Here is a 12428-nt window from a genome sequence, read left to right on the forward strand (position 1 = left end):
ATCATAATTATGAAAACTTATTATTATAGAATAGCTCTCACTATAATGCTGTCTGGCCTGCTGGGCTGTGAAGAACGTTTGGAGGAAGAGGTGTTCTCTGAGCTCTCGCCCTCAACACTTTTTACCTCTGAGCAAGGTCTCAGCTCCTTATTGAATGCAGCTTATGCCTATTCGCATAGGGCTGGGGATGATGAATCCTGGTCCCCTTATTATTTGGGAACCATGCCAGCCGGTGAGGTATGGGGCGCTGGTGGGTCGATTGAAAGTGTATGGCAATCATTGATCGATTACAATTGGGACAGCAACCATGGCCAATTGATTCCTGTATGGATAGTGTACTTTAGTTCCATTCGTGATGCGAATCTGGTCCTGGACAACCTGGACAATGATTCTTTTTCGAATGATTTTAAGCAGAGAACGGAAGCCGAGGCCCATTTTATAAGGGGATGGGCCTATTCGGAGCTTTACAAGCTTTTTGGTAGGGTGCCGATTTATCGGTCTTCTACTGATGATCCTTTGCTGCCCCGATCAACTGACGAAGAGACTCAGGCCTTTATAGAGCAGGAACTGTTGGGGGCAATAGCCACTTTACCCAACCAACCTCCGGCCTTTGGAAAAGCATCCAAAGGCGTGGCCATGTCGGTCTTGGCAAAGTTTTACCTGAACACCAAGCAATGGCAAAAAGCGGCCGACATGTCCTCGGGCGTCATGGATTTGGGACTGTACAGTCTTTTGCCCAATTACTCAGACGTGTTTGAAATATCGAACGAGGGCAATGCCGAGGTCATTTGGGCACTTCCCAAAGATGCTGCTGGGGCGGGCCAGTTCATGAATGCGCTGATTTTCCCACCGGATTATCCAAGACCTTTCCCGAACAATTCTGTATTTGCTGCACGCACTTACTTATTTGATGATTTTGTAAACTCCTTCGAGGCGACAGATACTAGAACCAGCCGTATAATAACCGAATGGCAGAGTACGGCAACCGGTGAACTGGTAATGGGGTTGGGCAACGATCAATCACACCCCTATAAATTACCTTTTGACCCAAATGCCGTGGGAGCGTCAGCTGGCAATGATATTATTGTCATCAGGTATGCGGACATATTGTTGACAAGGGCAGAAGCACTCAATGAACTCAATGGTCCCACCCAAGAGGCCATCGACCTGATCAACGAGGTCAGGAACCGGGCCGGTGCCACCCCCTTGAATCTGGGAAGTTTTGGCAAAGATTCCTTAAGAGATGCCATATTGAGTGAAAGGGAGTGGGAATTTTACTTTGAAGGAAATGCGAGGGAAGACCAAATAAGACACGGGGTCATGATTTCTAGGGCCCAAGCAAGGGGGAAAAATGCCCAGGATTTTCATGTGCTCTATCCGATTCCCCAAAGAGAACTGGATGCCAATTCAAATTTGGAACAAAATCCTGGATATTAAAAATTAAATTTAGATGAAAGTAAATACAATTAGATTCATGAACATAAAGCTGTTTTTGACACTTGCCTTCTTGTCATGGGTTGGCACCTGCACGGGACAACAAGCCAATGTCGACCAAGTTACACAGAGAGAAGACGTACCTCCGAACTTTGTTGTCATTTTTGCCGATGACCTTGGGTATGGTGATTTAAGCTCATATGGGCACCCCACGATACATACCAAAAACCTGGACCAAATGGCGGTCGAAGGCCAAAAATGGACGAACTTCTATGTTGGGTCAAGTGTATGCACGCCCAGTAGGGCAGCATTGCTGACCGGGAGGTTGCCCATCAGAAATGGAATGACCAGTAAGGTGAACCGTGTTCTTTTTCCCGATTCCCATAAAGGATTGCCGCAAAGTGAGATAACCTTGGCCGAACAATTAAAAAAAGTCGATTATGTGACGGCTTGTATTGGCAAATGGCATTTGGGACATAAAGAGGAGTATTTGCCAACGAGCCAAGGGTTCGACTATTATTTTGGTATTCCTTACAGCAATGACATGGACAACATTATTCCATTCAGGTCAACTCAAGGGTATATTGATTTTTGGAAATCGGAAGAGAGGAAAGATATAAATACTTTCAATGTTCCACTAATGCGCAATACGGAGATAGTGGAACGGCCAGCTGATCAGAATACATTGACAAAACGTTATAATGAAGAGGCTGTTAAGTTCATTCAACAAAACAAGGAAAAACCATTTTTTCTCTATTTGGCCCATAACCTTCCACATGTGCCCCTTTTTGCCTCTAAAGATTTTTTGGGCACCAGTGACAGGGGTGTCTATGGGGATGTCGTTGAAGAGATTGACCACGGGGTAGGGCAGATATTGGCCGAACTGAAAAATAACGGTCTCGATGAAAATACAATTGTGGTATTCACCTCTGACAATGGCCCTTGGCTCATCATGAAACAAGAAGGTGGAAGTGCAGGACTTTTGCGCGAAGGAAAAGGGTCAACATGGGAGGGGGGTATGCGTGAACCCTGTATTTTTTGGGGACCTGGCCGAATACAACCTGGTTTGGTGAAGCAAATAGGTACTACCATGGATTTGTTTACCACCTTTAGCAAATTGGCAAACGTGCCTTTGCCCGATGATCGACAAATGGATGGAAAAGACCTAGGCCCAACACTCTTCGAGAAAAAGCCCAGCGAAAGAAAAGAAGTGTTTTATTACAGGGGAGATGAGCTTTATGCGGTTAGATTAGGTGCCTTCAAAGCACATTTCATTACTGAAGGCGCCTATGGCCCACCGATGCGTGAAGAACATGACCCCCCAATTCTCTACAACCTCGAAGTGGACCCATCTGAAAAGTATAATGTTGCTGAAAATAACCCAGAGATCATTGAGCAAATCAAAGCTTTGGTAAAAGAACATAATTCAAATTTGGTCAAAGGGGAAGATCAGTTGAAAGACAGGGGTTGACCTTTGAATTGCCATTGAAATTTAAACTGAGTTCATTATCAAGATATATGAAAAAACAATATCAAATTCAAAGTTTGGTTATTATGTTACTGCTATTAAGCTTTAGCATTGTTGCCCAGAACCAAGAAAGTGGTTATTCACTTGTGGAAATCCCCGCTCCGTCACTTAAGGATAATTTAATAGGGACGAACGATGTTCAAAAGATTGGTGTCTATTTACCGCCTTCTTATTCAGGTTCGGACGAACTGTTTCCGGTGGTCTATTTTCTGAACGGGTATACTGTTGAGGCTGGCGAATATCCCAAAACGGAGGCTTTTGATAGTTATATGAAGAATAATAAAGAACACGAGTTCATCTTAATAGAACTCAACGGCCATAATCTGTTTGAAGGGTCGATGTATGCCAATTCACCTGTTTCGGGAAATTGGGAAGATTTTATCGTAAGAGATGTCATTACTTATGTTGACAGCCATTACAAAACTTTGGCGAAACGGGAATCTCGTGGAATAAGTGGACATTCAATGGGCGGAGGTGGAACAATCAATATCAGCTTAAGGCATCCCGAGGTATTTTCTGTGGCCTATGCCATGAGTCCTGCCGTTTTGGCAAATGATAATTTATTGAATGGTATGTTTAAGAACGATTCGACCTTGGTGCAGGTTCAGAATTTATCCGAAAAAATGGTAAATGTGAGGGATGAGGATTTTTCTGAAACCTTGCAACAAGAATTAAAATCGTATGACCTAAAGATAACGAGCATATTTGGTATTCTTGCCTTTGGATCTGCATTCTCTCCCGATCTTTCACAACCCTTAAAGATTGCATTCCCGTTTACGATGAATGCCGATGGCACCTTTTCCAAGAAAGAAGAAGTCCTAGAGAAATGGGTAGCTGGTTTTGGGAATTTGGAAGAAAAAGTGAAAAATTACAAGAACAATTTAACCCAGTACAAAAAAATTGCATTGAGTTGTGGCTATCAGGACGAAACTCCCGGATTGCTCGAAGGTTCAGTTTATTTCTCTACATTGTTGAAAGAGGAAAAAATACCACATAGCACCTGCTGGTACACCGGCAAACATAGTGACAAGGTCAGTGAGCAACTCATCGGTGAGGTATTTCCGACTATGTCCGCCTACCTACATGGTGAAAAGTAATATGATAGGTTGATTTTGAGTTAGTTTTTTTAAGGGAGCGCAGCTTGTCTGCGCTTTTTTACTTTTGCTTCCAGTTCCTGTCCTTATGCTGATTTTCTTATTATGAACTAATACATTCACACCGTGAAACCAACAGATTCGAAAAAGACTTTTAAGTGGGATTGTAAAATGCCACACCTGAAAGTATTGGCTTTTTTATTTATTTTTTTGACATTTTTCTTTACAGTCCATGGCCAAGGTTCTGAGTTACTTTGGCTCGAAAATGATTCCATTAGGGTATCAATAAGCAAAAAAGGGGCTGAACTTCAAAGCATAAAAGGCAAAATCAGTGAGTTTGAGTACCTATGGCAGGGCAATGGTGAATATTGGGCGGACAGGGCTCCCATAATGTTTCCAGTAAATGTCAGATTCAGGGACAACGAATTTTATTTTCGGAACGTCAAATACGATATGCCGAAAATGGGAATTTTAAAAGAGCGCTTTATGACAGTAAAACATAAATCAAATGATGAGGTTACATTAAGTTTTGTTCCCAACAAAGAAATATTGCATGAAAACTATCCCTTTTTGTTCAAAATTTCAGTTCGATATAAATTGACCGATAATACCATCTTGAACGAATACGTCATCAGAAATGACGATACCCATAGCATGTATTTTGCACTTGGGGGGCATCCTGGGTTTAATCTGTCACTTGGTCAACCAAATGATAGAAAAAAGCATGAGTTGTTTTTTTATAAATCCCTTTCTGCCCAAAGAGAACTAATTAAAAATAGTCTTCTGAAAGATTCGGTAGCCCCCTTTTTACAAAATGAGACAACTCTTGGATTTGATGATGACAGGATACCTAATACTGGGATTTTCATCAAAGATTCAGTTATCACTAAAATTGGTCTGGCCAAATCTGGCCAAAAATCATACATAAGTTTGATTCTGGGTAATTTTCCGAATGTCAATATTTGGAGCCCTCCAGGATATCCGTTTGTGTGCATTGAGCCTATGGCCTCACATCATGATTTTGAGGATTCTCCAAAAGATATTGAAAAAAAGTCACACCTCGTCACATTGAAACCGGGCGAAACCGTTAAGTATTATTTTTTAATACAAATAGACCAAAGCCTTTAAACAACAATCTACATATTATCAAAACATGGTTTTGCATTTGCTTCTAATGCCTAATTATGTAACGAATTTATGGTGTTTTGTGTTTCGTTTCTGCTTTTCTAAAGAAGGTAATTACTGGCAGTGCCTGTTGTCTTTGGCGTTACTTTAAAACATGAAATATTACATTTGAGGTTTATTGAGAAAATTTGATAAGTTTTGGAATAACCATTTTTCAATATAAGTCATAAACACGACCTTGCTTCAGTAGGTTATTTTGCATATGAAGTGATTTAAACTTTTTTTGGACGAGAGATAGTGTAAGGTTCCCCTAAAGCAAAGCGTCCATAAATATACTTTCTTTTGTGAAATGGCTGTCCATTAGCAATTAGGGAAAGCTGGATTTCCCTCGGCTTTCCAAAATTTTTTCGGTGGCCTGTTGCCCAATGATTCATGTGGTCGGACATTGTTGTATTCCCGGAACCATCTCTGGGTCTGGTCCCTGACCAGATCAAGCTCCGTGAACAGATAAGCATCCAAAACCTCTTTACGGTAGATGCCGTTGAACCTCTCGACCAAAGTGTTCTGGGTCGGTTTTCCCGGTTGGAAATACCGGATCTCGACACCGTTCTTTGTGGCCCATGTATTGAAAATGGCCGAAGTGAACTCAGGGCCATTGTCCACGCGGATGGTCTCCGGTGAACCCCTCCATTCGATGAGCCTGTCCAGTTCTCTTGTTATCCTCCTCGCACTGAGCGAAGTGTCGACGGTGGACACCAGGGGTTCCCTGTTTAGGTCGTCGATTACGTTGAAGACCCTGAACGATTTTCCGTTGGTCAAGGTATCCTGCATGAAATCGGCACTCCATGTGATGTTACAGTCCACGGGGTGTATATGTGGGCTCTTTACCCTTTCGGGCAACCTTCTCTTTCGCTTTCTTCGAATGTTCAGCCCCATCAACACATAGATCCTGTAGACTTTTTTATGGTTCCAGCCGTGGCCCATTGCCCTGAGCATATGGAACATCTTTCTGAACCCGTAGGTCGGGTGACCTTCGGCCAGCTTTTCCAAAGAATCCATAATCACTTCGTCTTCGGGCTTCCTCTTGAAACGGTAATAATAGACCGACAGCCTAAGGCTCACCGCCACACAGGCCGCCTGATACTCAACCCTACCTCTTTGGCCAGGTATCCGACAGCTTCTCGCTTCTCGGCGGGCTTAGCTTTTTTCGATAAGGTTCTTCAGGGCGTTGTTCTCAAAGGCAAGATCGGCTTACATGCGCTTGAACTCGGCAAGTTCCGACTCCATCTCCTTCATCTTCTTGAGTTGGTCTACTCCCATGCCCCCCTTATTTTGCCTTCCAGTTGTAAAAGGTCGGTTGGCTGATACCGTGCTCGCGGCATATCTCGGCAACGGTCTTTCCCTTTTCTTGTGCCGTTAGGACCTTGATGATCTGTGTCTCGGTGAATCTGCTTTTTTTCATTGCCTCAAATTTAAACGTTGAACTCTAATTTCCAACGCTTCGTTTTTCAGGGAACCTTACAGACTTCTGAGATCAGTGTTACCATACTTAAATTCCATAGTCCATGCACAAAGTACACGATAAAGATACTATTGAAATGGAGATAGTTCCGCAGATTTTTCTTTCCCAAAGTGGTTTTCCACCGACAGCCCCGATTTCTGAAATTATCAATGCCATCCTAGTCTAGTTGAAGAGCGGTGCGTAAGGAAAGGAAGAGGCGCAAAAATGACCAATGCACTTTATCTGATCGCTAGGCGAGTTTATGGGCTAGCTCGTCAAGTTTTTGTTTGTAATTGTCCCTGTCCCTGTCCTAAGGATGGGGGCAATTATAATACATGACGGTTGTCAGTCTATTTTTGGATAAACCTGTTGGTGTAATCTTCGGTTACAATACCTTTTATGGTGTTGATTATGAGATGTTGTAGAATCTCGTGCTGGGTATATTTATCAAACAGACTGGTTTTACCAAAAGCGATAGTGTTCAAATTCAAAAAGTACAGTTCACAAACCAATCTCAAGTTCACCTCATTTTGAATAAAGCCCAATTTTTGTGCATCGACAAAGAGTTCGTAAATAGTTTTATTTACCAAATCATTTCGAAAGCTATAATAGAGATCATAGGCCTTAGGGTAATATTTCTTTAGTCCGAAAAGGAACGTGGGACTGAAAAATTTTAAATGTTCGAAACCCTTTTTGTATATCAGTATTATCTTTTCCAGAGGATCTTTACAGAAAGCAATCTCCGATTCTTGGATCTCCCTTGAATATCTTTGCAGTAGATAGACCGTACTCTCTTGAACCAATTCTTCTTTTTTCCTAAAATAATGGTAGATGGTCTTCTTTGATATGCCAAGCTGATTTGCCAACTCATCGAGTGTGAACCGTTTACTCCCAAATTGAGCGAAGTTTAAGGCGGAGCATGCAACAAGTTCGGATTTACAGATCATTGGGTTAAATTATTAAGGCAACATAAAGTTACGTATTTATAACGATAGCGAAATATGATAAAGATCACCAAAATGATAAATAATATTAGGTCGTTAAACCTTTTGTTTCGGTTCTTTCTAGTCAAATATAACTGGTCTTAAATTTCAATAGCATTTTGGATAGACCAAATAATGCCGGGTACTTTAAAATCCCAAATTGAGGCACTTAACTTCCATCTTCTTTGGCTCCATAGCCAAAGTTCCGGCGATTTAAAGATCACGTTTTCCAATGCCTCTGCATAGTCTTCTATAATCCCATTGATTCTCACGGAAACGGGACTTTCCGTTATCAAACTAAAAATGTAGTCCATAGTACCCTCTTTTTATTTTTTTGTAAGAAGGGAACAAAACAACTTCACTGGTTTTTTTGGCAAGCTTTTCGGCCCCTAGAAAAAAGCTGTTTCCCTGTTCAAAAAATGGCAGCAATGTTTGGTACTGATTCTGACAGGGCTTTGATCGCCGATGATGCAGTTCAACATAATGACATTCTTTCGTTCAAGGTCGATAATGGTCCTATATCCCTTGGTGGATTCAATGCAATGGACACCAAATCGTTCTCTATAATTTTAAATAGGCTATTGAAATAGTGGTTTTTAATTGGTTTGTATAAAGTGTCTGATCGGTAAGGAAAAAAAGTGGTAGGAATATCAACCATTCCCAATTTCCCTGATGGGCAGTGTAAAGCAAAATATTTTTATTCTCGCTTAAATAATGTTCTACCAAATCCGGATTCTCTATACGCAAACGTTTCATTGCCGACCTTTTACTGATGGTCAATGTCTTAATCGATTCGACAAGTATATCACTGAAATGCCGATAGAAGTTCTTTTCAATTTTTCTCAGTGTAATTTGTGGTTTTTGAGGAAAGGATTTTTTGATATTGTCCGAGACTAAGTTCCTTCTATACTTCATGAGGTAATAGACCACTACAAACAATATGTCCGATAACAGGTACAGAACAGGCATCGGCAGGGTCGAGATGGCATAAAAAGGCAAATATCTAATCTTGGGCAGCATCTTGTTTTTCATTACAAAAAAATTATAATGGCGCAGGCAACAAATAATTAGTTTCCTTTTTTCTAAAGGCCTACGATTTATTTTTTGATTCCTTTCACGAACATTTTTAATGCGCTTTCATATTGTCTCTGCAATAGAGAATACTCAATTTCCGTGATATTTATTGTGTCTTTTTTAATAAGTACATTGTGCCGCAACCCTTGGAAAATGGCAATGAACAATTGCGAATAATAAGCAATATCAAGATTTTCAAAATCTTGGGCGGCAATACCTTTTTCCAATATTTTACTCACAAGTCGTATTTCTTCTTTGCGAAGGTTTTCGAATAGGCGGGCGTAAACGGGTTTTAAACTGTTTATAGATTCCAGGCTCAAAGAACTGAGGTGTGCAAAATCGCGAAAGTAGATCAGTCGCCTTTCTAGGTAAATATGGAATAACTCTTCTGCAGGGACAACCGAAGAAAGAAGACCTTCAATCTCGTTTAAAAATGTTTTATGTTCTTGCTTTACTACTTCCTTGAAAAGTTCTTCTTTAGTGGAGAAGTAGTAGTATAGGGATGCTTTTGATAGACCTATATCCCCGGCAATCTCCGTCATTGTTGTTTTTTTAAGGCCATAACGGCAAAATCTTTTTTTGGCGGAATCAAGTATTAACGAAAAATTATCGGTACTTTCAATATTGAACATTTGACTTTTTTAGTTAGAAAGTCTAAAATAATATTTATTTTAGCAAAAAAAAAATCTTTTAATTTTTAAAATCTGACCAATGCAGGAAATAGGGCAAGACGACTATTTGTTTTTAAAGCATGCTATTGAAAACATGATGCCGGCCAATAAAATATTCGGGTTAGAAATTATGGAAATCAGACTTGGGTACGTGTGCATCAAAGTCCCTTTTAAGAAAGAATTCATAGGCGACTATCTGCAAAAACGATGGCATGGAGGAATTTTGGCCGCTATGGCCGATACGGCTGGAGGAGCTGCCGGAGCGACGACCCTCGATTCCTTACAGGACAGGATAAATACCTTGGATATGCGGATCGATTATCTCCATCCTACCGTTGAAGGGGATATTTTGGCCAAGGCAAAGATTGTTAAAAGTGGTAAATCCATCAACGTGGTGGACGTGGAACTTTTCCAAAGTGGACAAAATGATTTAGTGGCTTTGGCAAGATGTATATATAGCATCCATAGAAACGGCTCCTAAACTTTAGGTAATAAAGAATTATGCATAAAACAAGAGGATCTTAAAAAACCCTATAGGACATCCTAAAATTTCTCCCCCATTAAATACGTATCCGTTTATGATCAAAAAAATTTTAAGCATTTCCCTTTTATGCCTTGTTTGCGTAGCCAATGCCCAGGAAATAAAGCAGCTTAGCCTAAAGGATGCCGTTTCCTATGCTCTTGAATACAAGGCCGATGCACAAAAATCGAAGCTGGCCATTGAAAATAGTGAGTACCAAATCCAGGAAGTTCGTTCGCGAGCATTGCCACAGATCACAGGAAATGGTAGTTTGGTCTATAATCCCATCCTACAGACCAATGTGATCGATGGAAGTTCCTTTGGGCAACCGGGCACCGTTATACAGGCAACTTTGGGGCAAAAATGGAATTCGGTCTTTGGTGTTTCGTTGAACCAGAACTTATTTGACCAATCGGTTTACACAGGTTTAAAAGCAGCAAAAACTACCCGTGAGTTTTATCAGATCAATAATCGATTAACTCAAGAGCAGGTAATAGAAAAGGTAGCCAATAGTTACTATCAAGTATATCTACAGCGTTTAAACCTTCAGGTACTTGATAGTACGTTGGCAAATACGATCAAGGCGAAAAATATCATTGAGGGCCAGTTTCAAAATGGGCTAGCGAAGAAAATCGATTTGGACAGGATTATTGTTAAAATTTCAAATCTAGAGACCCAACGGCTCCAGATAAACAATGCGCTACAACTTCAAGAAAATACCCTGAAATTTTTTATGGGAATGCCCATAACCGCCCAAATCGAAATTCCGGAAATCGAGTTCGAATTCAGACCAAGCGAGGTAGTTTCATCCCCGGATACCGAGAATCGATCGGAGTATCTGCTTCTCAAAAAGCAGGAACAATTGTTGACTTACCAGAAAATGGCGGTCAAGGCGGAATATTATCCAACGCTTTCCCTAACAGTTGGGTACAACTATCTTGGCCAAGGCCCGGACCTTCCCTGGTTCAAAAAGCCTGAGGACAAGGTATATTGGTCCGATTTTTCATCGATAGGATTGAATTTGAAAATTCCCATTTTCGCAGGTTTTGGTACACGTTCCAAAGTAATGCAGGCCGATATAGATCTGCGGATCTTACAAGAGGATATCAAGGATACCGAATTGGCCTTAGATCTTGATTACGAAAATGCCCGAACCCAAATAAACAATAGTATTGCGACCGTCAACAATCAAAACGAAAATGTCAGGTTGGCACAGGCAGTTTTGGACAATACCAGAAACAATTACGTCCAAGGTTTGGCTCCGCTAACGGATCTATTGGATGCGGAAAACGCCTTGACCGAGGCTAGGAACAACTTTAACTCCGCAATTTTACAATACAAACTGGCAGAAATCCTGTTGTTGAAGTCTAAAGGGGAATTAAAGTCACTAACAAACTAATAAGCACGATGAAAAAGAACATAATATACATACTTACAATTTTAGTGGTATTGGCCCTGATTGCCTTCATCTTAATGAACAACAAACAAGAAAATCAAGCAAAAACGGATATAGTTGCACAGAAAAATGCTAGTGTCACTGTAAAGGTTGATACGGTAAAGATGGAAACTATTCCCCTCAATTTTACCGCCAATGGAAACTTCGAGCCCTTTAAAGAACTGGATTTTTCTGCGGAAAAGCCAGGTAGAGTCGTTAGGGTATTGGTAGAAGAAGGTGATCATGTCAGAGTGGGCAAGACTTTGGCAGTTGTGAGAAGTGAGCAGGTATCGGCAGAACTGCACGCGGCCGAAGCGGCCTATCAGAATGCGTCCAAAAATTTCAACCGTTTTGAAAATGCCTTAAAAACCGGTGGAGTGACCGAACAACAAATGGATCAGGCCAAGTTGACCTTGGTTACTGCACAATCGAGACTGGAACAAGCGAGGGTAAATGCGAGTGATGTCAGCATAAAAGCTACGATAAAAGGAGTTGTAAATAAGCGTTTTATCGAACCAGGTTCTGTTCTGGCAACAGCAACACCAATGTTCGAAATTGTCGATGTCTCCAAACTTAAACTTAGGGTTACGGTCAACGAGTCCCAAGTGGCCAGTTTAAAAACGGGTGCCCCGGTAAATGTAAAAGCCAGTGTCTTACCAGACAGGACATTTGCAGGGAAAATCACGTTTATAGCACCGAAATCGGATAGCAGTTTGAATTTTCCTGTGGAAATCGAGATATCGAACAATCCGGACAACGCCTTGAAGGCGGGCATGTACGGGACGGCATCCTTCACCTCGTCAGACCGGGAAAGCGAAAAGATACTGGTGGCCCCTAGAAATGCGTTCCTGGGAAGTGTAAGCAGTAACCAGGTTTTTGTCGCTGAGGATGGAGTTGCAAAACTGACCGGTGTAACGGCTGGAAGAATATTCGGTGATAAGGTCGAAATATTAGATGGTCTGGACAGCAATGAACTCGTAATAGTTACCGGGCAGATCAATCTACAGAACGGTTCCAAGATAGACATCATCGACTAGAACCGGACAATAACCTGAAACATTTT

The 12428-nt window shown here is 41.2% G+C and carries 13 protein-coding genes and 1 pseudogene; 9 read left to right on the plus strand and 5 right to left on the minus strand.

The genetic code is table 11. The features are described 5' to 3' along the window. The first annotated feature begins 9 nt into the window (after positions 1–9). The 4 genes from SD449_RS14690 (at position 10) to SD449_RS14705 (ending at position 5184) form a co-directional block, all read left to right on the plus strand. Positions 10–1437: a RagB/SusD family nutrient uptake outer membrane protein gene (locus SD449_RS14690; protein ID WP_318311610.1), complete on the plus strand. Its 1428-nt coding sequence runs from the start codon at positions 10–12 to the stop codon at positions 1435–1437. A gap of 13 nt (positions 1438–1450) precedes the next feature. After that, complete coding sequence (locus SD449_RS14695; protein ID WP_318311612.1) at positions 1451–2905, plus strand: sulfatase family protein; 1455 nt, start codon at positions 1451–1453, stop codon at positions 2903–2905. 83 nt (positions 2906–2988) lie between these two features. Next, the gene (locus SD449_RS14700; protein WP_318311613.1) at positions 2989–4059 is read left to right on the plus strand and encodes an alpha/beta hydrolase; all 1071 of its coding nucleotides are present in this window, start codon (positions 2989–2991) and stop codon (positions 4057–4059) included. Positions 4060–4227: 168 nt separating this feature from the next. Beyond that, the gene (locus tag SD449_RS14705) at positions 4228–5184 is read left to right on the plus strand and encodes an aldose epimerase family protein (protein WP_318311614.1); all 957 of its coding nucleotides are present in this window, start codon (positions 4228–4230) and stop codon (positions 5182–5184) included. A 357-nt stretch (positions 5185–5541) separates the two neighbouring features. Here the strand turns inward: SD449_RS14705 and SD449_RS14710 are convergent. Continuing rightward, positions 5542–6643 (minus strand): annotated as a pseudogene (locus SD449_RS14710) (IS3 family transposase). Positions 6644–6746: 103 nt separating this feature from the next. On the opposite strand from SD449_RS14710, the gene SD449_RS14715 reads away from it, so the two are divergent. After that, positions 6747–6869, plus strand: coding sequence for a hypothetical protein (locus SD449_RS14715; RefSeq protein WP_255307434.1), 123 nt, complete (start codon positions 6747–6749; stop codon positions 6867–6869). A 163-nt stretch (positions 6870–7032) separates the two neighbouring features. Here SD449_RS14715 and SD449_RS14720 read toward each other — a convergent pair whose 3' ends face one another. Together SD449_RS14720 and SD449_RS14725 are read right to left on the minus strand one after the other, a co-directional pair. Further along, a complete protein-coding gene (locus SD449_RS14720) occupies positions 7033–7629 on the minus strand; it encodes a TetR/AcrR family transcriptional regulator (protein WP_318311617.1) in 597 nt (198 codons plus the stop codon). A gap of 137 nt (positions 7630–7766) precedes the next feature. After that, entirely contained in the window at positions 7767–7979 is a 213-nt protein-coding gene (locus tag SD449_RS14725; protein ID WP_036379405.1) for a lysophospholipid acyltransferase family protein, read from the minus strand. 105 nt (positions 7980–8084) lie between these two features. Between SD449_RS14725 and SD449_RS14730 the strand changes: the two genes are divergently transcribed. After that, entirely contained in the window at positions 8085–8255 is a 171-nt protein-coding gene (locus SD449_RS14730) for a hypothetical protein (protein WP_318311618.1), read from the plus strand. On the opposite strand, the gene SD449_RS14735 is transcribed toward SD449_RS14730, so the two are convergent. Together SD449_RS14735 and SD449_RS14740 are read right to left on the minus strand one after the other, a co-directional pair. Then, positions 8227–8697: a lysophospholipid acyltransferase family protein gene (locus SD449_RS14735; protein WP_318311619.1), complete on the minus strand. Its 471-nt coding sequence runs from the start codon at positions 8695–8697 to the stop codon at positions 8227–8229. The genes SD449_RS14730 and SD449_RS14735 overlap by 29 nt on opposite strands. 65 nt (positions 8698–8762) lie before the next feature. Next, the gene (locus tag SD449_RS14740) at positions 8763–9371 is read right to left on the minus strand and encodes a TetR/AcrR family transcriptional regulator (RefSeq protein WP_051947139.1); all 609 of its coding nucleotides are present in this window, start codon (positions 9369–9371) and stop codon (positions 8763–8765) included. Between the two features lie 79 nt (positions 9372–9450). Between SD449_RS14740 and SD449_RS14745 the strand changes: the two genes are divergently transcribed. From SD449_RS14745 to SD449_RS14755, 3 genes are all read left to right on the plus strand, one after another. After that, positions 9451–9891, plus strand: coding sequence for a PaaI family thioesterase (locus SD449_RS14745; RefSeq protein ID WP_318311620.1), 441 nt, complete (start codon positions 9451–9453; stop codon positions 9889–9891). 100 nt (positions 9892–9991) lie between these two features. After that, positions 9992–11329: a TolC family protein gene (locus SD449_RS14750; RefSeq protein ID WP_036386003.1), complete on the plus strand. Its 1338-nt coding sequence runs from the start codon at positions 9992–9994 to the stop codon at positions 11327–11329. Positions 11330–11337: 8 nt separating this feature from the next. Next, on the plus strand, positions 11338–12402 hold the full coding sequence (locus SD449_RS14755) for an efflux RND transporter periplasmic adaptor subunit (RefSeq protein ID WP_036379401.1): 1065 nt from the start codon (positions 11338–11340) through the stop codon (positions 12400–12402). The last annotated feature ends 26 nt before the right edge of the window (positions 12403–12428 follow it).

The sequence above is a fragment of the Flagellimonas crocea genome (assembly GCF_033441595.1).
In the GTDB taxonomy this organism is placed as follows: domain Bacteria; phylum Bacteroidota; class Bacteroidia; order Flavobacteriales; family Flavobacteriaceae; genus Flagellimonas; species Flagellimonas crocea.

Excerpts from the sequence above, each read along its gene's own strand:
- SD449_RS14690 (WP_318311610.1), top strand. The coding sequence starts at position 10 with ATGAAAACTTATTATTATAGAATAGCTCTCACTATAATGCTGTCTGGC.
- SD449_RS14730 (WP_318311618.1), top strand. The coding sequence starts at position 8,085 with ATGGCAGCAATGTTTGGTACTGATTCTGACAGGGCTTTGATCGCCGAT.
- SD449_RS14695 (WP_318311612.1), top strand. The coding sequence starts at position 1,451 with ATGAAAGTAAATACAATTAGATTCATGAACATAAAGCTGTTTTTGACA.
- SD449_RS14720 (WP_318311617.1), bottom strand. The coding sequence starts at position 7,629 with ATGATCTGTAAATCCGAACTTGTTGCATGCTCCGCCTTAAACTTCGCT.
- SD449_RS14700 (WP_318311613.1), top strand. The coding sequence starts at position 2,989 with ATGTTACTGCTATTAAGCTTTAGCATTGTTGCCCAGAACCAAGAAAGT.
- SD449_RS14745 (WP_318311620.1), top strand. The coding sequence starts at position 9,451 with ATGCAGGAAATAGGGCAAGACGACTATTTGTTTTTAAAGCATGCTATT.
- SD449_RS14715 (WP_255307434.1), top strand. The coding sequence starts at position 6,747 with ATGCACAAAGTACACGATAAAGATACTATTGAAATGGAGATAGTTCCG.
- SD449_RS14755 (WP_036379401.1), top strand. The coding sequence starts at position 11,338 with ATGAAAAAGAACATAATATACATACTTACAATTTTAGTGGTATTGGCC.
- SD449_RS14740 (WP_051947139.1), bottom strand. The coding sequence starts at position 9,371 with ATGTTCAATATTGAAAGTACCGATAATTTTTCGTTAATACTTGATTCC.
- SD449_RS14735 (WP_318311619.1), bottom strand. The coding sequence starts at position 8,697 with ATGAAAAACAAGATGCTGCCCAAGATTAGATATTTGCCTTTTTATGCC.
- SD449_RS14705 (WP_318311614.1), top strand. The coding sequence starts at position 4,228 with ATGCCACACCTGAAAGTATTGGCTTTTTTATTTATTTTTTTGACATTT.
- SD449_RS14725 (WP_036379405.1), bottom strand. The coding sequence starts at position 7,979 with ATGGACTACATTTTTAGTTTGATAACGGAAAGTCCCGTTTCCGTGAGA.